The following is an 18,173-nucleotide window of genomic DNA, read 5'->3' as shown; positions in this document are numbered from 1 at the left end:
GTTGAAGCTAGACCGGAAGGACTGGTGGAGCGCTTAGAAGTGAGAATGCCGGTATGAGTAGCGAAAGACGGGTGAGAATCCCGTCCACCGAATGACTAAGGTTTCCTGAGGAAGGCTCGTCCGCTCAGGGTTAGTCGGGACCTAAGCCGAGGCCGATAGGCGTAGGCGATGGACAACAGGTTGATATTCCTGTACCACCACTCCACCGTTTGAGTAATGGGGGGACGCAGAAGGATAGGGTAAGCGTACTGTTGGTTATGTACGTTCAAGCAGTAAGGCGTGGAATGAGGCAAATCCCGTTCCTATAACGTTGAGCTGTGATGACAAGGACCATTAGGTCTGAGTTCCTGATTTCACACTGCCAAGAAAAGCCTCTAACGAGGTGGAAGGTGCCCGTACCGCAAACCGACACAGGTAGTCGAGGAGAGAATCCTAAGGTGAGCGAGAGAACTCTCGTTAAGGAACTCGGCAAAATGACCCCGTAACTTCGGGAGAAGGGGTGCTCTATTAGGGTGTTAAAGCCCGAGAGAGCCGCAGTGAATAGGCCCAGGCGACTGTTTAGCAAAAACACAGGTCTCTGCAAAACCGTAAGGTGACGTATAGGGGCTGACGCCTGCCCGGTGCTGGAAGGTTAAGAGGAGTGCTTAGCGCAAGCGAAGGTGCGAATTGAAGCCCCAGTAAACGGCGGCCGTAACTATAACGGTCCTAAGGTAGCGAAATTCCTTGTCGGGTAAGTTCCGACCCGCACGAAAGGCGTAACGATCTGGGCACTGTCTCAACGAGAGACTCGGTGAAATTATAGTACCTGTGAAGATGCAGGTTACCCGCGACAGGACGGAAAGACCCCGTGGAGCTTTACTGTAGCCTGATATTGAATTTTGGTACAACTTGTACAGGATAGGTAGGAGCCTGAGATTCCGGAGCGCCAGCTTCGGAGGAGGCGTCGGTGGGATACTACCCTGGTTGTATTGAACTTCTAACCCTTGCCCCTTAGCGGGGCAGGAGACAGTGTCAGGCGGGCAGTTTGACTGGGGCGGTCGCCTCCTAAAGTGTAACGGAGGCGCCCAAAGGTTCCCTCAGAATGGTTGGAAATCATTCGTAGAGTGTAAAGGCAGAAGGGAGCTTGACTGCGAGACCTACAAGTCGAGCAGGGTCGAAAGACGGGCTTAGTGATCCGGTGGTTCCGCATGGAAGGGCCATCGCTCAACGGATAAAAGCTACCCCGGGGATAACAGGCTTATCTCCCCCAAGAGTCCACATCGACGGGGAGGTTTGGCACCTCGATGTCGGCTCATCGCATCCTGGGGCTGTAGTCGGTCCCAAGGGTTGGGCTGTTCGCCCATTAAAGCGGTACGCGAGCTGGGTTCAGAACGTCGTGAGACAGTTCGGTCCCTATCCGTCGTGGGCGTAGGAAATTTGAGAGGAGCTGTCCTTAGTACGAGAGGACCGGGATGGACACACCGCTGGTGTACCAGTTGTTCTGCCAAGAGCATCGCTGGGTAGCTATGTGTGGCCGGGATAAGTGCTGAAAGCATCTAAGCATGAAGCCCCCCTCAAGATGAGATTTCCCATTACGCAAGTAAGTAAGATCCCTCAAAGACGATGAGGTAGATAGGTTCGAGGTGGAAGCGCGGTGACGTGTGCAGCTGACGAATACTAATCGATCGAGGACTTAACCAAAATGAATTTGAATGGTTTTCAATGACCCGTTTATCCAGTTTTGAGTGAACAAAAAAGTTTTTTTATTTTAAAAAAACGCTTGTAATTCTCATGAGACTTGATATAATAAATCTTGTCTTAAAAAAAGAATACCCAGTCCAGTGATAATGGCAAAGAGGTCACACCCGTTCCCATACCGAACACGGAAGTTAAGTTCTTCAGCGCCGATGGTAGTTGGGGGTTTCCCCCTGTGAGAGTAGGTCGTCGCCAGGCTATATATTATTGATCCGAAGTAGCTCAGTGGTAGAGCAATCGGCTGTTAACCGATTGGTCGTAGGTTCGAGTCCTACCTTCGGAGCCATATCTTTGGGGAGCTGTCCGAGTGGCCGAAGGAGCACGATTGGAATTCGTGTAGGCGGGTTAAACTGTCTCAAGGGTTCAAATCCCTTGCTCTCCGCCAGATAATTTCCTTCTATTATATATGGCCCCTTGGTCAAGCGGTTAAGACACCGCCCTTTCACGGCGGTAACACGGGTTCGAATCCCGTAGGGGTCACCAATTTCTTTTTAAGAAAATATAACCAGTTTTCATTTTCGGAGGATTAGCTCAGCTGGGAGAGCATCTGCCTTACAAGCAGAGGGTCGGCGGTTCGAGCCCGTCATCCTCCACCATTTACACTATAAACACTTTCGATAAAGTAAAACGCGAGGGTGACGCAAATATCTAAATCGCATGTTCTAAAGAACAACGCGAGGGTGGAGCAACGAGCCTTACGAAGAAGGCGAAGTAACATCGAAGCAGGCGAAAGCCGATGCAGATGTCAAACTTCTATAAGCGTTGAGTCATAGTGTTTATAACATAATATTATCGCGGGGTGGAGCAGCACGGTAGCTCGTTGGGCTCATAACCCAAAGGTCGCAGGTTCAAATCCTGCCCCCGCAACCAAATGGTCCCGTGGTGTAGCGGTTAACATGCCTGCCTGTCACGCAGGAGATCGCGGGTTCGATTCCCGTCGGGACCGCCATTTTTTATGAAGTGTTAAGAATTGGAATAAGCAAAGAAGGTCTAGGAAGCAAAATGAGTAAGTGAAGGAGCGTACTAACGTACGTGACTGAACGAACGAATGAAGCTGACAACGAGATTCGAAGCTTAGTACAATTCGAATGTGGCTCAGTAGCTCAGTCGGTAGAGCAAAGGACTGAAAATCCTTGTGTCGGCGGTTCGATTCCGTCCTGAGCCACCATTATATTTTTTCCCGCCGGTGTAGCTCAGTTGGTAGAGCAACTGACTTGTAATCAGTAGGTCGAGGGTTCGACTCCTTTCGCCGGCACCATCTTCAATTGGAGGGGTAGTGAAGTGGCTAAACACGACGGACTGTAAATCCGTTCCTTCGGGTTCGGCGGTTCGAATCCGCCCCCCTCCACCAACTTTAGGGGCATAGTTTAAAGGTAGAACTGAGGTCTCCAAAACCTCCAGTGTGGGTTCAATTCCTACTGCCCCTGCCAATTTTATTTTATAGTGGCGGTTGTGGCGAAGTGGTTAACGCATCGGATTGTGATTCCGACATTCGGGGGTTCAATTCCCCTCGTTCGCCCCATCTTATTAGTGGGGTATAGCCAAGCGGTAAGGCAACGGATTTTGATTCCGTCACGCCCTGGTTCGAATCCAGGTACCCCAGTATTTTTGCGGAAGTAGTTCAGTGGTAGAACACCACCTTGCCAAGGTGGGGGTCGCGAGTTCGAACCTCGTCTTCCGCTCCAACATGATTTGGCGGCATAGCCAAGTGGTAAGGCACAGGTCTGCAACACCTTTATCACCGGTTCAAATCCGGTTGCCGCCTCCATAATATATTTTCATATGTCTGCATGTATTGATTTGCCCGAGTGGTGGAATGGCAGACACGCCGCACTCAAAATGCGGTGCCGCAAGGCGTGCCAGTTCGAGTCTGGCCTCGGGTATCATTAAAAAAGCAGTATCTACTTATGTAGATACTGCTTTTTTAATTTTATATAAATAATAGGGAATACTGAAAGTACAACGGTTTACCTCTGATCGTTCTTTTTATCATTATTGACGGGGTGATTGGCCGCCTTTTTCGTATTTGTTTTTGCTGCATTGTTTTGACCTATAATATCTAAATCATCTGGACTTAAATCGTATCCATGGCCAAATTCTTCACGATCAAATCTTGCCTTCTTCAAGTTTTTATTTTCTTTTTGTTTGATATTGCCTTTATCTGTAGTCAAAGAAACTCACCTCCATTTCCTGTTAGGATGTTCTGAAAGCTCCAGTTTATTCAAATCCATCATATTGATTAGTTACAAAAAAAACGCCTAAGCAAAATGCTTAAGCGTTTTATGCGAGAAATATAACATGGCTTATCAACCCAAGCCCCGCACTATTGAGTATTAGCTTTATTTCACTTCATAAACGTTGAAAAATATTCCAATGGAGCGAACCGAAGGGTCTAAGTTTATTAATTTGAATTACAAACGCATATCTTGTTTAAAAGAGTTATTGGATTTTGACTTTCCTTGAATTCGGTTTGGGTTGTAAATAACTCTTCTGTAAAGGAAGGCTGAACAAACCAAGTTCTGCCCAAGAATACAATCAGAAATAACACAAGTACGAATAAAGATGAAAGCCATGGAGATAAGAAAAAATTGGACTCCACTGCTTTAAATTGAATGATTCCATCCCCGACGTTCCCAGATACTCCATAAAACAGTCCATATGCAATATTTTATCCACCGTGCAATCCTGAATTTGCCAAGATTGAATGGGTCTTGTATAAGGAATGAGCTAAGCTGATACCCAGACAGGCTGAAAAAATAAAGTTATTTATCGTCAATCCTTCTAACCAAATATCGTCAAGCGTATAAAGGATTACCGAGATTACAATCGGCATTCCAAATGCCTTTATTAAATAGACGAATTTCTGGTAAAGGAGATATATCAAGATATGATTAAGTCGTTATTCACTTGACCACATTGAATATATCAAATAAAGATAAAGGTGATAAAATGGTTGGCTGGGCTTGGCTGTTAGTTGTATTAAATAGTTTGGATGGAATTGCCACATATGTCGGAATCACAATGTTGATTATCTCCGAAGCTAATCCACTATTAATAAAGTTAGACCCGTTTATTATTCTCATTATTAAACTGTTTTTAAGCACCCTTTTTGCAGTATTTATTTTAAAATATCCATTCCAACAGTTTGGTAAAAGCTTTAAATACATATTGAGTTTTGCCAATGCCTGTTATCTAAGTGTTTTCTTATTTCACATTTTTTGGATTGGCATGAGCATTATGTCTTAAAATCATGCGATATTCAAAAATAGGAATAAAACATTTTCATAAGGGAATCCAGAATAATGTGATCATTATTTTGGATACTCTAAAGGAGATGATAGCAATGACAAATGTAAAATTAGCCGTTGTTTATTACAAGAAAGAGACATTCCAACTTTTAGATCAACGTATGCTGGTTTAGAAACGATCATTAGGGAACAGAACAATAGCGCATAGAAAAAACCGCTTCGATTGAAGCGGTTTTTCTATGCAATCATGATATAGTTGGAAAGTTAGCCTGAACCTGCTCTTTAGATAAAATTACGGATGAAAAATTTCCTCCGTTAACTTGTGTAAACATTTTCCCAGCCGCAGTAACTAGCTGCTCTGCAGCCTCAATTGACATGGACGGCTTTAAAAAGAAAACTTGTAAAGCGTCAACGGTTTGTTCACTGACAGCGGTGCGGAGTGAATCGACAAAAGGACTGCCAAATGGACCTATCGTATCTTGGATGGTAAGGATGCCCTGTAAATTATTTTCACGTCCATTGATTCCGGTATATGTAGTGTCAGATACTCCTAGTTCTATGTGAATATCACTTTCTACATGAGATAAATCATAAAGACCAACAGGGATTTCGTATTGCAAGGAAAAGAAGTTATTTAAATCCACACCACTGTTTAAAGGCTGTAAATAGTTTTGATTTCGAATTCGACGCATCATGGCCTCCATGGCGGGGCGATAACGACCAGGATCGGCTCCAAACTTTTTCCAAAGAGCCCGCCATTCTTTAATTCCTTCATAATCAGTCAATTCTTTATCTTGTAAGTCAAAAAATAAGTGTTCTTGAAATAATTGCATGCGTCCTTTTAACATTTGAGGCGATTCTGAGATGACAAATTTGGTATAATGATTAATGCCTATTTTAATAAATTCGTCGATTTGAAAAATGGACGATTTCATAGAAGCTTTCATGCTTTCACCTACAATTCGTTTTTCAATAGTTTATCACAAGGAGGGAGAAGTTTTATGAATGTCAATCAATTTCAACAAGAACTAATAACTTATGCACATTCCATTGGCATCGATAAAATCGGCTTTGCTTCTTCCGATCCTTTTCGTGAGTTGAAGAATCGATTGAAACGCCAACAGGAACTGGGCTACCAGTCAGGCTTTGAAGAGCCTGACATTGAAAAAAGAACAGTTCCATCGCTTTTATTGGACGAAGCAGAGAGTATTATTTCCATCGCTATTGCCTATCCATCACGCATGGAAAATGCACCACAAGGGAAGAAAGGCGAGCGAAGGGGGATTTTCGCCAGAGCCTCTTGGGGAATGGACTATCATACAGTGTTAAGGGACCGTTTATCTAAATTGGAGCTGTTTATAGCAGAACATATTAAAGACGCTAAAACACGCTCTATGGTGGACACAGGAGAGTTGTCAGATCGGGCTGTTGCCGAACGTGCGGGAATCGGATGGAGCGCTAAAAATTGTTCGGTTATTACGCCGGAATTTGGATCGTATGTTTATTTAGGTGAAGTTATTACGAACATACCCTTCGCACCTGATACACCAATGGAAGATGAATGTGGTGATTGTCGCTTGTGTTTGGACGTTTGTCCGACTGGTGCCTTGATTGAAGGTGGTCAGCTCAATGCGCAACGATGTATTGCTTTTTTGACTCAGACCAAAACATTTTTGCCAGATGAGTTCCGAACCAAAATCGGAAACCGCATCTATGGATGCGATACGTGCCAAACGGTTTGTCCGAAAAACAAAGGTAAATTCAATATGCATCAAATTGATTTTCAGCCTGACCCTGAAATTGCAAAGCCGTTGCTATTACCACTGTTGAAAATGAGCAACAAGGAATTCAAAACTAAATTCGGCCATGTGTCCGGTTCCTGGAGAGGGAAGAAACCCATCCAAAGGAATGCCATTTTAGCACTGGCACATTTTAAAGAAGATAGTGCCATTCCGGATTTGATTGACTTACTCCAATCTGATGAACGACCGGTGATTCGTGGCACAGCTGCATGGGCCATAGGTAAGATTGGTACATCTGAAGGAATGGAAGCTTTGCAAAAAGCTTTAACAGTAGAGAAAGATCCAGAAGTGATTGAAGAAATTCTCAAAGGGATATCCTTTGAAACCATACATTGAGGAAGTGACGGAAATGGCTATACATGTGGTACTTTATCAACCACTTATCCCAGCAAATACAGGTAACATTGCACGTACGTGTGCAGGGACGGATACGAAATTACATTTAATACGACCATTAGGGTTTTCAACCGACGATAAAATGCTAAAACGTGCAGGGCTCGATTACTGGGAGCATGTTGATATTCACTACTATGACGCTTTAGAAGAGTTGTTTGCTAAATATCCGGAAGGGGAGTTTTTCTTCCTTACGAAGCATGGGTCTAAACCACATACTACGTATAACTATAGCGAGATTGAGAAAGATTTCTTTTTCGTCTTCGGAAAAGAAACGTCTGGTTTGCCTCGTGAATTGATTGATGCGAATCAAGACCGTTGCCTACGTATTCCTATGAATGATAATGTACGCTCATTAAATTTGTCTAATACAGCTGCTATTTTAATTTATGAAGCACTGCGTCAACAAGATTATCCGAATTTAGATTAAAAAAACGGGATTGCTAATTATAGCAATCCCGTTTTACATGATTATTTCTTTTCAGATGCACCTGGTTTGTCATCGTACCCTGCCGTGAAGATCGCAGCAAGGAATGCAACAGTAACACCAAGAATAAGTAGTAAGCTCATTTTTGTTGCCTCCTTTTGAGAGTATTACAATATCATACCTAAGTATAGCTTACTTCATTTCAAAAAGAAATATTCTCCTCGATACAATTATGGCGAAATTCGTTCAATGCAAATGTTGCTTTCTCTGTAAGGTTCTTATACGATAGCAAAAAGGAGCTGAGCGAACATGTCGAAAAAAGAACGAGATCCTGAGAATGGTTCAATGGCTTCATCGATGGAAGAGATGAAACAGCTTGGCCGTCAAATGGAAAAAATGCGTGATGAACATGAATTGAAAAAAGATCATCGAGTTTCCGATCCTGCACAATCGGATGAAGCTGAACCGATTCATAAACGAAAAAACGACTGAAGTCAAAAGGCTCCAGTCGTTTTTATATTAATGAGGCAAGAATAGTAACTGATACAGGAACAGAGCAGCGAAGATATATAGTAACGGATGTACTTTTCGTGCCTGGCCTTTAAAGATTTTTAATAATGGATAAAGGATGAATCCTAGTTCAATACCTGTGGCAATACTTGATGTCAGTGGCATTGTTAAAATAATTATGAAAGCAGGGAAGGCCTCGTCGAAAGAATCCCAATCGATATGCTTCACTGCACTGATCATCAAACTACCGACAATAATCAAAGCTGGTGCAGTAATGGCAGCTACACTTGATAGCGAAGAAACGAGTGGTCCAAAGAAAGCGGCAATGATGAATAAAACAGCGACAGTAACAGATGTTAAACCTGTACGACCACCAACAGCTACACCTGAAGACGACTCGATGTATGCAGATGTTGGGCTTGTACCGAACATAGCTCCGACTGTTGTCGCTACTGAATCTGCAAGTAAAGCCTGTCTTGCACGTGGCATTTTATTGCCTTTCATTAGCCCAGCTTGTTTTGCAACACCAATCATCGTTCCTGTAGTATCAAATAAAGTAACGAGTAAGAAAGAAATAACGATGCCGAACATGCCATAATGGAAGACATCCATAAAAGCAACAGCTGGGTTCCATACAATGATGCCTTCTGGTAAAGACGGCAGTTTCATCAATGTTTCTTCAAACTTCAGTTGGCCTGTGAAGAAAGCAACAATTCCGGTAACAATCATTCCATAGAATAAAGCTCCGTAAACATTCATCACCATCAAAATCAATGTGATTATCAATCCGAACAATGTCAGCAATACTGGTGCACTTGTTAAATCGCCAAGCTTCACCAAGTTTTGGGGATGAGCTTCAACCAAATGAGATAGTCGCAGACCGATAAAAGCGATAAACAAGCCGATACCAGCGGTAATACCATGTTTTAAATTTTCAGGGATAATTTCGATTAATTTTTTACGTAAAGGTGTTAAAGATAAAATGATAAATAATAGTCCGGCAATAAATACTGCTGAAAATGCAGTGATGTAATTAATTTCTCCATTGGATGAAATAACGACGGTGTAAGTGAAAAATGCATTTAAACCCATACCTGGTGCAATGGCGATAGGATAGTTTGCAAATAACCCCATCCATAAAGTACCTATAACTGCTGAAATAATAGTTGCTAGAAAGACTTGATCAAAAGGTACGCCAGCATCTGCCAAGATGACCGGATTGACAATTACGATATAAACCATCGTCAGAAATGTCGTCATACCTGCGAGGATTTCAGTTTTTACATTAGTATTATGCTCATTTAAGCGAAACATAGTGTGTCTCCTTTCAAAAAAGACGAACGAAATAACCAACATTTCATATATTATTCGCTTTTAGGGGAATATGCAATAGTTTTTGATGAATAAATCATCTCACTCGTAAAATTTAGATTCAATTTGTACAATAGATGTATGAAGAAAGAACAAGGAATGGAAAGGATGAAGAACATGACTTTAACAATACAATCCACCAAAACATTACATAACGGCATTGAGATTCCACGCCTGGGTCTAGGCGTTTATAAAATGACAAATCCCGAAGAAGCAGTAAAGGCGATGACTACGGCTCTTCAAGTAGGTTATCGTGCAATCGATACTGCTTCTTTATATGCCAATGAAAAAGAGGTCGGCGAATCGGTTCGGGCAGCTGGTTTAAAACGTGAAGATGTTTTTGTTACAACCAAAGTGTGGAACGCCGATCAAGGGTATGATCAGACATTGCGTGCTTTTGAAGCGTCGCTTGAAAAATTGGGTTTCGACTATTTGGATCTGTATTTAACACACTGGCCGGTTAAAGAAACGTTCGTAGACACATATCGTGCGATTGAACGTCTGTATGATGAAAAATTGATTCGTGCGACAGGTGTATCCAATCACCATCAGCATCACTTAGAAGAAATTTTTGCGAAAGCAAATGTCAAACCAATGGTTAATCAAATCGAGTTAAGTCCACGTCTTACTCAGTATGACCTAAGAACGTTTTGTGCAGACAACCAAATCGCTGTGACTTCCTGGTCCCCATTGGCACGTGGCGGTCTGCTGGACGAGCCATCACTTGTAAGAATGGGGAATAAATATGGAAAGACGTCAGCTCAAATCATCATCCGTTGGCATTTGCAACATGACCTGCTAGTGATTCCGAAATCGGTAACACCAGAACGCATTGCAGCCAATGCCGATGTGTTTGATTTTGAGTTGTCATTTGAAGATATGAAAAATATTGATTCATTGAATTTGAACGAACGCACTGGGGCAGATCCAGATAATTTTTCTTTTAATTTCTAATACAAAGGCTCTGCTAAACGATAATGTTATTATCGTTCATATGCGCTAGCCGCAAATGCTCTTCTTTATTTGTTATTTAATCTCTACAGCATTCTATAATAAAGCCAATACAAAAAGAGATTCCATGAGTCATTGATGACTTAGGAATCTCTTTTGTTTTTACTTATTTATTTTGGCTTTCGCATTCTTAGTCTATACAGTTGTTTCATTCGGTTACTTTCTTGAAACTGCGAAAGGTGAGTTATTTATAGTCCTCGACCACAATCATTTCTTTCGTAATCGGGTGAACAAATTGTAGTTTTTTCGCTTGCAAAGAATAATTGTCCGCTCTTGTTCTTGAACCATATAATCTGTCACCTGTAACGGGGTGGCCGATAGAGCTCAAGTGAACACGAATTTGATGAGTGCGTCCAGTTTCCAAAATTACGTGTACTTTTGTGAAATTAGAATCTTGTCCCACAACTTCAAAGTGAGTGATAGCTGTTTGACCTGATGGAGAGACTGTTCGACGGGTTGAATCATGGCGATCCTTACCAATCGGTGTGCGAATCGTTCCATTTTTTTGAGTCATGTAGCCATCAACTATCGCTTCGTAGACACGAATGATTTGTTTGTCTTCAAGCATACGATCCAACATAGATTTAATAAGAGGATGTTTGGCAATCAATACTAAACCTTTCGTGCCTTGGTCGAGACGATGGACATGCTCTGCATAAACGCCACCTTGTTTTTTAGTATAGGCCATGACATGGTTCATGCAAGTGCCTGTCTGGCCAGGCTCATTTGGATGTGTAGCCATATCGGCAGGCTTTGAAACGACCAGTATATGAGCATCTTCAAAAAGAATCGGGACTTCACAATTTTGTGTCGCTACATAAGAAGAAGGCTCCACGTTCACATTGAAAGTAAGTTTTGTTCCTTTTGGATAATGATGTTGCCATACCATCGGTTCTCCATTTTCATTTACGATACTTTTGGCCATACGCATTTCATGCATGATTTTCTTGCCAATATGAAAATCGTCGCGCAGAAGTTGTTCGATGGTAATATTGTCTGTTTGCAGCTCATATTCAAATGTTTTAATCATTTACAGTCCTCCTAAAAAGAGACCATGTACGAGGACATGGTCTACGGTATCTTCTATTTTAATACAAATTCATTGAAAAAGGTTTCTATTTGTTCTTTTGGTTGACTACCGACCATACGTGCAACTTCTTTTCCATCCTCGAAATGAATCATAGTTGGAGTTGCTTTTATCTTATAATCTTCCCAGCCTTGCTCAAATTCATAAATATTGTATTGCACTAAGTCAACGTTAATATCTTCTACGATTGGCATTAATACAGGAGTCATTGCTTTACAATGAACACAAATCGGGCTGAAGAAATAAGCAGTTACAGGTTCACCGCTTTCTACTTTTGCTTGTAAGTCATCAGGTAGAATGATATTTTGATAGTTTTCGTCGTCCAGTTGATCAATGGTTTCTTGTTTTAAGTCGTTGGTACCGTATGGATTGTCCGCTAATTTATTTTTGTTTGATGTATTGTTCAGGACAATCAATAAAGCAAATAAGGCAACGATGATTCCGCCAATAATTAATAACTTCTTCATTCTACTTTTCCTCCTTTAAAGCTCTCAATAACATGAAACTTGTAATAGCGATAAGAATAAACGCAGTCAGCGCCAAAAATGGAATCGTGATGAATCCAAAGATGTTGATATATTCACCTGTGCAAGATACACGTCCACAGGCAGGTGCGTTTTCTGATAAAAAGCTGACTTTTTGTAAACCATAATGATATAACGAAATCGCTCCACCAATAATGGAGAACGTAGCAGTCGTTACAGCAATGCGTGCATTTTTCTGCACGTAGGCGATACCTAGAATTAAGACGAGTGGATACATGAAAATGCGTTGAATCCAACATAACTCACACGGTTCATAATGCCTTATTTCTGAGAAAAATAAGGACCCCATTGTTGCTGCTAAAGAAACGACCCACATAAACAATAACATATTCTCTGATTTTTTCGACATTTTCTAATCTCCACTTCTGAGGGTAAACTCTTATCAAATTATAATTCTAATCCTCAAACATGTAAAATATTTTCAACGCAGTCTGCAGTCCTATATAATGAAGTATGAAGCTTTTGTGAAGGAGACGATCTACATGTCAGAGCAATTCGATTTATCCCAATTTGAAATGAAAATGGTCATCAGACAGACGAACATGGATGATATAGAACCTATTTTAGCGATGCAAAAGCTTTGCTTCCCAGGAATGGACCCTTGGAAAGTTGACCAACTACGCAGTCATTTAACTATTTTTCCAGAAGGCCAGATGGTCGCAGAACTGGATGGACATATTATCGGCTCATGTTCGAGTTTAATTATCAACTTTGATGAATATGATGACCGCCATTCGTGGTCAGATGTCACGGATGACGGCTATATAACGAATCACAATCCAGAAGGCTACAATATGTATGGGATAGAAGTTATGGTGCATCCCGAATATCGACGCATGAAAGTAGGGCAGCGTCTATATGAAGCACGCAAAGAAATTGCCCGTCAATTTAATCTGAAATCCATTATTATTGGTGGACGTATTCCAAATTACCATAAACATTCAGACGAAATGTTGCCACGTGAGTATGTGGATGCTGTGTCTAGACATAAAATTTATGACCCTGTATTGACCTTCCAAATCATGAACGGGTTCACCCTTATGCGTATTAATCCGAACTACTTACCGGACGATACCGCTTCAGGCAAGTATGCGACTTTGATGGAATGGAACAATGTTGACTATAAACCAATGTCAAAACGTCATTTCAAAACGAGTTACCCGGTACGAATCTGTGTCGTTCAGTACATGATGCGTGCTATTGAATCATTTGATGACCTGGCAAATCAATGCGAGTACTTTGTTGATGTGGCATCCGATGCACATTCTGATTTCGTTGTATTCCCAGAGATTTTCACTACTCAGTTAATGTCATTTTTAAATGAACCTTCACCGAGTCGTGCTATTCGTCGATTGACTGAATTCACACCACAATATATCGAACTCTTTACCGATTTGGCAGTTCGCTACAATGTCAATATCATTGGCGGTTCACATTTCGTAAAAGAAGAAGACGATGAGATTTACAACATCGCCTACTTATTTCGTCGCGATGGTTCGATTGAAAAACAATACAAAATTCACATCACACCAAACGAACGAAAATGGTGGGGAATCAGTGCAGGTGATTCAGTCCGCGTCTTTGACACCGATTGCGGAAAAATTGCCATCCAAATTTGTTATGATATTGAGTTCCCTGAACTTGCACGCATAGCAACGGATATGGGTGCCAATATTATTTTCGCACCTTTCTGTACAGAAGATCGACAAGGTTATTTACGCGTGAAATATTGTGCACAAGCCCGCGCGGTAGAAAATCAAATTTACACGGTTATTTCTGGTACTGTCGGCAACTTGCCACAAACCGAAAATATGGACATTCAATATGCACAGTCTGGTATATATGCGCCGTCTGATTTTGAATTTGCCCGTGACGGGATAGTTGGAGAAACGAACCCGAACTTGGAAATGGTCTTAATCGGAGACGTAGATTTAGAAATTTTACGTCGCCAACGACAAGATGGTACGGTCAAACAATTAAAAGACCGTCGCCATGACGTGTATCGTATCGAATATAAAAAAGGCCAATGAGATATAGAAAAGCTTAAGTGCCAGTTACTAGACTGGCATATGAAGCCTGAGTATTTCTCATCTGCTTAATCAACGTTTTTAATGGGGGAATAGATTTGAGTTATAAACGAACTGCCGAAAAGTGGCTTACCTTTGACAAATTGGAGCCTGAATTGAAAGAACAACTTTCTGCAATCGCCCAAGATGAAAAGCGACTGGAAGATGCATTTTACAAAGACTTGGAATTTGGCACTGGCGGGATGCGCGGTGAAATTGGTGCGGGTACGAACCGCATGAATACATACACTGTTCGTAAAGCTTCCCAAGGGGTTGCGGATTACGTAAAAGCAGCTGGCACAGAAGCGATGAAAAAAGGAATTGTCATCGCCTATGACTGTCGCAGGAAATCTCCTGAATTTGCGATGGAAGCAGCAAGTACTTTTGCCAAAAATGGAGTTCAAGCCTATTTATATGAAGAGCCAAGAACTACGCCACAACTATCGTTCAGTGTAAGGGAACTGGATGCTTTTATGGGGATTGTGGTAACTGCAAGTCATAATCCACCTGAGTATAACGGCTACAAAGTTTATGGGAAAGACGGGGCCCAGTTAAATCTGGCAGATGCCGAGGCTGTGATTTCATTTGTTCAGCAGGTAGGCGATGAGTTGGCAGTAGAAGCTGGTAACATTGAACACGCTAAAGAAAATGGATTGATTCAAATGGTTGGTCATGAGCTTGATGAGACCTATCTTGAAAATGTCGAATCCATTCAACATCATCAAGACCTGACAGGTAAAAATGATTTAGCTGTTGTATTTTCACCTCTTCACGGGGCATCAGGGTCAACTATACGCAATTTGATGAAACGAGCGGGTTACGAAAACTTTACATTCGTAGAGGAGCAAATGGAGCCGGATGGAGAATTTCCTACATTGAAATCACCGAACCCGGAAGAAGCCAGTGCTTTTGAATTGGCGATGGCTCAAGGTAAAACAACCGAGGCTGATATATTAATTACAGCTGATCCGGATGGAGACCGTGTGGGTGTGGCAGTGCAACAAGGCGACAGCTATGTTTTATTGACTGGGAATCAGACTGGTGCCATTTTAATTGAGTATTTATTAACGCAATTAAAAGAAGCAGGAAATATGCCAGCCAATGGACGGGTGTTCAAAACCATTGTGACTTCCGATCTCGGACGAGTAATAGCAGAATTCCATGGTTCATCAACAGAAGATGTACTGACCGGATTCAAATTCATTGGGGAGAAAATTCAGCAATACAATGAAACAAATGAATACACATTCCTGTTTGGTTACGAGGAAAGCTATGGCTATTTGATAAAACCATTTGCACGTGACAAAGATGCTATTCAAACTGTCTTAGCGATCACAGAAGCGGCCGCTTTCTACAAAATGCAAGGGAAGTCATTGCTTGACGTCCTCCACGATTTGTTTGAAAGACATGGCTACTATTTTGAAGGATTAGTATCCGTGACGAAAAAGGGAGCAGATGGTGCACGTGAAATCAAAAGTCTGTTAACCAGTTTACGAACTCAACCTTTGAAAGAAGTTGCAGGCATTGCGATTTCATCACAAGAAGATTACTTGACGCAAACACGCAGCTTTGTTGACGGTCGCAAAGACGAGACACTTACACTGCCACAAGCCGATGTATTGAAATATTTCCTGTTAGATGGATCATGGGTTTGTGTAAGACCAAGTGGAACTGAACCAAAAATCAAATACTATATTGGTGTGACAAGTCCTACTGAAGCTGAAAGCAAGGAAAAACTTGAACGAATAAAAACACAATTCACTGCTGACATGGATAAGCGTTTCGGCCTGTAATTGGAGACCCTATTAGCAAAAAGCTAATAGGGTTTTGTTGATAAGGGGGATAAAAAGTGAATGTGGAAACACCAAGATAACGAATTGAGAAAATCTATACAGGACATTAATTGGGACGATTTGCTGTTGTACTTAGGACGCAATAACAGAGAACTATTACACCGTGTGGATTTCGAAAAGCAATCCGTAGTAAAAGCGATTCGAATTGATAAAGAACTCTTATTAATTGAAGTATCTTACATCCAAAACGAACTTGTCATAGCTTTCCCACAATTGAGTACGATTAGTGACTTGGTTATCAACTCAGCGACTGCGTACGTAGAAGTGTGGTTTGATTTATCTCGTGATTTACGCCCATTTTATACATTAGCTGAAGATGATACGACATTAGCTGGAGTTGTCTCGGCTTATAAAGGGCTTAGGATAGTTGGTGTGGAAGATCTATTTGAAGCACTTTGTTGGTCGATTATGGGGCAGCAAATAAGTTTGCACGTTGCGTATGCGTTAAAACAGAAGCTCGTCACAACATATGGTGAATCTATCGAATATAAAGAAGAAAAGTATTGGTTATTTCCTTCACCCGAGAGAATTGCTACATTGCAAGTTGAGGATTTGCGCAGCCTTTCCTTCACTCAGCGAAAAGCAGAATATGTCATGGGTGTTGCTGGGATCATAGCAACCAAACAATTAACAAAGGAACAGTTTGTTGGGTTGTCATTAACGGAAATGGAAGCCAGGTTAACAGCCATTCGAGGTATCGGGAAATGGTCGGCAAACTATGTCATCATGCGATGTTTCAGGCACCCGGATGCTTTTCCAATAGCTGATGTCGGTCTACATAATGCATTGAAAAAAGTGCACAACGAATCGCAAAAACCGACTTTAGAAGAGATCGAAAGATGGTCCGAAAATTGGGCTGGTTGGCGCGCTTATGCCACGTTTTACTTATGGAGAACTCTTCAGGAGTAAGCATTTCAGTCAAAAGTATGAATCTGTCTTCATGCGAATGCATGAAATCGAATGGTATGATAAGAGTTACAATGATGGTATGACGGAGGCGACTGTATGCAATCAAATGGACATTCAAATATCGGTTTACTGAAAGAGATTGCCGAGTTATTAAATGAAGAAACCGAAATGACAACGATGCTGCAGGGCGCATTACGAAAATTTTTAGCTGGCACACAGTTTGAAACAGGATGGATATTCTTCATTGATACAAAAGGAAGGCATCAATTAATTGCACATGAAAATTTACCAAATGCACTGGAACATGATAGTTGTCGTCATCTTCAAAAAGGCGGCTGCTGGTGTGTTTCCAAGTATCGCAATGGTGAACTAAAGAAAGCGACGAATATGATAGAATGTCAGCGGATAGAGAATGCCATCGATGCAAAATTAGGTGATCACGGAGGCATTACACATCACGCAACCGTTCCGCTTCAATCAGGTCAGGAAAGATTTGGTTTGTTGAATGTAGCATCCCCCCATACGATTGGATTTACGAATGACGAATTAGCGTTGCTCGAATCGGTTGCCTTGCAAATGGGTTCAGCCATCAAACGAATCGTCTTAACGAAGCAAGAACAGGAAATGGCATTAGTTCAGGAGCGCAACCGATTAGCCCGTGATTTACACGATTCAGTGAACCAGCTTTTGTTTTCCGTTACGTTGACTGCGCGAGGTGGAAGCGAAATGGCGGAGCAGACAGAGGTAAAAGAAACGTTTCGTGAAATTCAACATTTAACGCAGGAAGCTTTGACAGAAATGCGTGCACTTATTTGGCAATTGCGTCCAAAGGGTCTTGAAACCGGCTTGGTTGAAGGGATAAAAGGCTATGCAGAAATGCTTGGTTTGTCCTTGAAAGTGAATGTAACCGGGGTTATTAACTTGCCATCACGCATAGAAGAAACTTTGTTCCGTATAGCACAAGAAGGATTAAATAATGTCCGTAAACATTCAGGTGTGCAGGAAGCTGAATTATTCATCACGGTGACACCTTCCGATATGTTACTCGTTTTGAAAGATGAAGGATGCGGATTTCAAATGGATACAAATGTACGAATTCCTTCTATCGGTTTACAGAGTATGCGCGACCGTGCCCAGGCTGCTGGTGGATCCGTAGATTGGGTGAGTGAAATTGAAAAAGGAACGGAACTGTTAATCCGTTTGCCATATTAAGGAGG

The 18,173-nt window shown here is 41.7% G+C and carries 15 protein-coding genes, 15 tRNA genes, 1 rRNA gene and 2 other annotated features; of the genes, 25 read left to right on the top strand and 6 right to left on the bottom strand.

Features of this window, described 5'->3' with window-relative positions; translation table 11 throughout:
• Nucleotides 1-53: 53 nt before the first annotated feature.
• Nucleotides 54-798, top strand: a sequence feature (23S ribosomal RNA rRNA prediction is too short).
• A 1-nt stretch (nt 799) separates the two neighbouring features.
• Nucleotides 800-1,668: a sequence feature (23S ribosomal RNA rRNA prediction is too short), on the top strand.
• Nucleotides 1,669-1,816: 148 nt separating this feature from the next.
• The 16 genes from rrf (at nt 1,817) to HMPREF1210_RS13270 (ending at nt 3,617) form a co-directional block, all read left to right on the top strand.
• Nucleotides 1,817-1,932 (top strand): 5S ribosomal RNA (rrf, locus tag HMPREF1210_RS13345).
• A 13-nt stretch (nt 1,933-1,945) separates the two neighbouring features.
• Nucleotides 1,946-2,020 (top strand) — tRNA-Asn (locus HMPREF1210_RS13340).
• Nucleotides 2,021-2,027: 7 nt separating this feature from the next.
• Nucleotides 2,028-2,119 (top strand) — tRNA-Ser (locus tag HMPREF1210_RS13335).
• 23 nt (nt 2,120-2,142) lie between these two features.
• Nucleotides 2,143-2,217 (top strand) — tRNA-Glu (locus HMPREF1210_RS13330).
• 37 nt (nt 2,218-2,254) lie between these two features.
• Nucleotides 2,255-2,330: transfer RNA gene (locus tag HMPREF1210_RS13325), tRNA-Val, on the top strand.
• Between the two features lie 197 nt (nt 2,331-2,527).
• Nucleotides 2,528-2,604: transfer RNA gene (locus HMPREF1210_RS13320), tRNA-Met, on the top strand.
• Between the two features lie 3 nt (nt 2,605-2,607).
• Nucleotides 2,608-2,683, top strand: a tRNA-Asp gene (locus HMPREF1210_RS13315).
• A gap of 143 nt (nt 2,684-2,826) precedes the next feature.
• Nucleotides 2,827-2,902: transfer RNA gene (locus HMPREF1210_RS13310), tRNA-Phe, on the top strand.
• Nucleotides 2,903-2,916: 14 nt separating this feature from the next.
• Nucleotides 2,917-2,992, top strand: a tRNA-Thr gene (locus HMPREF1210_RS13305).
• A 9-nt stretch (nt 2,993-3,001) separates the two neighbouring features.
• Nucleotides 3,002-3,085, top strand: a tRNA-Tyr gene (locus tag HMPREF1210_RS13300).
• Nucleotides 3,086-3,090: 5 nt separating this feature from the next.
• A tRNA-Trp gene (locus HMPREF1210_RS13295) sits at nt 3,091-3,164 on the top strand.
• Nucleotides 3,165-3,180: 16 nt separating this feature from the next.
• A tRNA-His gene (locus HMPREF1210_RS13290) sits at nt 3,181-3,256 on the top strand.
• Between the two features lie 9 nt (nt 3,257-3,265).
• Nucleotides 3,266-3,337: transfer RNA gene (locus tag HMPREF1210_RS13285), tRNA-Gln, on the top strand.
• A gap of 7 nt (nt 3,338-3,344) precedes the next feature.
• Nucleotides 3,345-3,419, top strand: a tRNA-Gly gene (locus tag HMPREF1210_RS13280).
• 9 nt (nt 3,420-3,428) lie between these two features.
• Nucleotides 3,429-3,502: transfer RNA gene (locus HMPREF1210_RS13275), tRNA-Cys, on the top strand.
• Nucleotides 3,503-3,536: 34 nt separating this feature from the next.
• A tRNA-Leu gene (locus tag HMPREF1210_RS13270) sits at nt 3,537-3,617 on the top strand.
• An 84-nt stretch (nt 3,618-3,701) separates the two neighbouring features.
• On the opposite strand, the gene HMPREF1210_RS13265 is transcribed toward HMPREF1210_RS13270, so the two are convergent.
• A complete protein-coding gene (locus HMPREF1210_RS13265) occupies nt 3,702-3,905 on the bottom strand; it encodes a hypothetical protein (RefSeq protein WP_016429217.1) in 204 nt (67 codons plus the stop codon).
• Between the two features lie 736 nt (nt 3,906-4,641).
• On the opposite strand from HMPREF1210_RS13265, the gene HMPREF1210_RS13260 reads away from it, so the two are divergent.
• Nucleotides 4,642-4,980 carry a DUF5658 family protein gene (locus tag HMPREF1210_RS13260; protein WP_231391158.1) on the top strand — a complete coding sequence of 113 codons (339 nt, stop codon included), beginning with the start codon at nt 4,642-4,644 and terminating at the stop codon, nt 4,978-4,980.
• A gap of 247 nt (nt 4,981-5,227) precedes the next feature.
• Here the strand turns inward: HMPREF1210_RS13260 and HMPREF1210_RS13255 are convergent, their stop codons facing one another.
• Nucleotides 5,228-5,929, bottom strand: coding sequence for a B3/4 domain-containing protein (locus HMPREF1210_RS13255; RefSeq protein ID WP_016429215.1), 702 nt, complete (start codon nt 5,927-5,929; stop codon nt 5,228-5,230).
• 54 nt (nt 5,930-5,983) lie between these two features.
• Here HMPREF1210_RS13255 and queG point away from each other — a divergent pair, with 54 nt between their 5' ends.
• From queG to HMPREF1210_RS13240, 3 genes are all read left to right on the top strand, one after another.
• A complete protein-coding gene (gene queG, locus HMPREF1210_RS13250; protein ID WP_016429214.1) occupies nt 5,984-7,120 on the top strand; it encodes a tRNA epoxyqueuosine(34) reductase QueG in 1,137 nt (378 codons plus the stop codon).
• A 13-nt stretch (nt 7,121-7,133) separates the two neighbouring features.
• A complete protein-coding gene (gene trmL, locus HMPREF1210_RS13245) occupies nt 7,134-7,607 on the top strand; it encodes a tRNA (uridine(34)/cytosine(34)/5-carboxymethylaminomethyluridine(34)-2'-O)-methyltransferase TrmL (protein WP_016429213.1) in 474 nt (157 codons plus the stop codon).
• A 306-nt stretch (nt 7,608-7,913) separates the two neighbouring features.
• The gene (locus HMPREF1210_RS13240; RefSeq protein ID WP_016429211.1) at nt 7,914-8,096 is read left to right on the top strand and encodes a hypothetical protein; all 183 of its coding nucleotides are present in this window, start codon (nt 7,914-7,916) and stop codon (nt 8,094-8,096) included.
• Nucleotides 8,097-8,123: 27 nt separating this feature from the next.
• Here HMPREF1210_RS13240 and HMPREF1210_RS13235 read toward each other — a convergent pair whose 3' ends face one another.
• Nucleotides 8,124-9,428, bottom strand: coding sequence for an NCS2 family permease (locus HMPREF1210_RS13235; RefSeq protein ID WP_016429210.1), 1,305 nt, complete (start codon nt 9,426-9,428; stop codon nt 8,124-8,126).
• Nucleotides 9,429-9,602: 174 nt separating this feature from the next.
• Between HMPREF1210_RS13235 and HMPREF1210_RS13230 the strand changes: the two genes are divergently transcribed.
• Nucleotides 9,603-10,439: an aldo/keto reductase gene (locus tag HMPREF1210_RS13230; RefSeq protein ID WP_016429209.1), complete on the top strand. Its 837-nt coding sequence runs from the start codon at nt 9,603-9,605 to the stop codon at nt 10,437-10,439.
• 241 nt (nt 10,440-10,680) lie between these two features.
• Here the strand turns inward: HMPREF1210_RS13230 and HMPREF1210_RS13225 are convergent, their stop codons facing one another.
• From HMPREF1210_RS13225 to HMPREF1210_RS13215, 3 genes are read right to left on the bottom strand one after another with little or no spacing between them, the layout of a single operon-like run.
• On the bottom strand, nt 10,681-11,526 hold the full coding sequence (locus HMPREF1210_RS13225) for an RluA family pseudouridine synthase (protein ID WP_016429208.1): 846 nt from the start codon (nt 11,524-11,526) through the stop codon (nt 10,681-10,683).
• A gap of 53 nt (nt 11,527-11,579) precedes the next feature.
• Nucleotides 11,580-12,050 carry a co-chaperone YbbN gene (locus tag HMPREF1210_RS13220; protein ID WP_016429207.1) on the bottom strand — a complete coding sequence of 157 codons (471 nt, stop codon included), beginning with the start codon at nt 12,048-12,050 and terminating at the stop codon, nt 11,580-11,582.
• Between the two features lies 1 nt (nt 12,051).
• Nucleotides 12,052-12,477 (bottom strand): disulfide oxidoreductase, encoded by a 426-nt coding sequence (locus HMPREF1210_RS13215; RefSeq protein WP_016429206.1) that lies wholly within the window; start codon nt 12,475-12,477, stop codon nt 12,052-12,054.
• A gap of 133 nt (nt 12,478-12,610) precedes the next feature.
• Between HMPREF1210_RS13215 and HMPREF1210_RS13210 the strand changes: the two genes are divergently transcribed.
• The 4 genes from HMPREF1210_RS13210 to HMPREF1210_RS13195 all read left to right on the top strand — a co-directional run bounded on the left by HMPREF1210_RS13210 (nt 12,611) and on the right by HMPREF1210_RS13195 (nt 18,168).
• Nucleotides 12,611-14,158 carry a carbon-nitrogen hydrolase family protein gene (locus HMPREF1210_RS13210; RefSeq protein WP_016429205.1) on the top strand — a complete coding sequence of 516 codons (1,548 nt, stop codon included), beginning with the start codon at nt 12,611-12,613 and terminating at the stop codon, nt 14,156-14,158.
• Between the two features lie 95 nt (nt 14,159-14,253).
• Nucleotides 14,254-15,987, top strand: a complete 1,734-nt coding sequence (locus HMPREF1210_RS13205; protein WP_016429204.1) for a phospho-sugar mutase — start codon at nt 14,254-14,256, stop codon at nt 15,985-15,987.
• Between the two features lie 60 nt (nt 15,988-16,047).
• Nucleotides 16,048-16,956, top strand: a complete 909-nt coding sequence (locus HMPREF1210_RS13200) for a DNA-3-methyladenine glycosylase (RefSeq protein WP_016429203.1) — start codon at nt 16,048-16,050, stop codon at nt 16,954-16,956.
• A 96-nt stretch (nt 16,957-17,052) separates the two neighbouring features.
• Nucleotides 17,053-18,168, top strand: a complete 1,116-nt coding sequence (locus HMPREF1210_RS13195; protein ID WP_016429202.1) for a GAF domain-containing sensor histidine kinase — start codon at nt 17,053-17,055, stop codon at nt 18,166-18,168.
• The last annotated feature ends 5 nt before the right edge of the window (nt 18,169-18,173 follow it).

The sequence above is a fragment of the Paenisporosarcina sp. HGH0030 genome, from assembly GCF_000411295.1.
In the GTDB taxonomy this organism is placed as follows: Bacteria; Bacillota; Bacilli; order Bacillales_A; family Planococcaceae; genus Paenisporosarcina.
This window is presented reverse-complemented; position numbering and strand designations above follow the sequence as displayed.

Excerpts from the sequence above, each read along its gene's own strand:
- HMPREF1210_RS13255 (WP_016429215.1), bottom strand. The coding sequence starts at position 5,929 with ATGAAAGCTTCTATGAAATCGTCCATTTTTCAAATCGACGAATTTATT.
- queG (WP_016429214.1), top strand. The coding sequence starts at position 5,984 with ATGAATGTCAATCAATTTCAACAAGAACTAATAACTTATGCACATTCC.
- trmL (WP_016429213.1), top strand. The coding sequence starts at position 7,134 with ATGGCTATACATGTGGTACTTTATCAACCACTTATCCCAGCAAATACA.
- HMPREF1210_RS13240 (WP_016429211.1), top strand. The coding sequence starts at position 7,914 with ATGTCGAAAAAAGAACGAGATCCTGAGAATGGTTCAATGGCTTCATCG.
- HMPREF1210_RS13235 (WP_016429210.1), bottom strand. The coding sequence starts at position 9,428 with ATGTTTCGCTTAAATGAGCATAATACTAATGTAAAAACTGAAATCCTC.
- HMPREF1210_RS13230 (WP_016429209.1), top strand. The coding sequence starts at position 9,603 with ATGACTTTAACAATACAATCCACCAAAACATTACATAACGGCATTGAG.
- HMPREF1210_RS13225 (WP_016429208.1), bottom strand. The coding sequence starts at position 11,526 with ATGATTAAAACATTTGAATATGAGCTGCAAACAGACAATATTACCATC.
- HMPREF1210_RS13220 (WP_016429207.1), bottom strand. The coding sequence starts at position 12,050 with ATGAAGAAGTTATTAATTATTGGCGGAATCATCGTTGCCTTATTTGCT.
- HMPREF1210_RS13215 (WP_016429206.1), bottom strand. The coding sequence starts at position 12,477 with ATGTCGAAAAAATCAGAGAATATGTTATTGTTTATGTGGGTCGTTTCT.
- HMPREF1210_RS13210 (WP_016429205.1), top strand. The coding sequence starts at position 12,611 with ATGTCAGAGCAATTCGATTTATCCCAATTTGAAATGAAAATGGTCATC.
- HMPREF1210_RS13200 (WP_016429203.1), top strand. The coding sequence starts at position 16,048 with ATGTGGAAACACCAAGATAACGAATTGAGAAAATCTATACAGGACATT.
- HMPREF1210_RS13195 (WP_016429202.1), top strand. The coding sequence starts at position 17,053 with ATGCAATCAAATGGACATTCAAATATCGGTTTACTGAAAGAGATTGCC.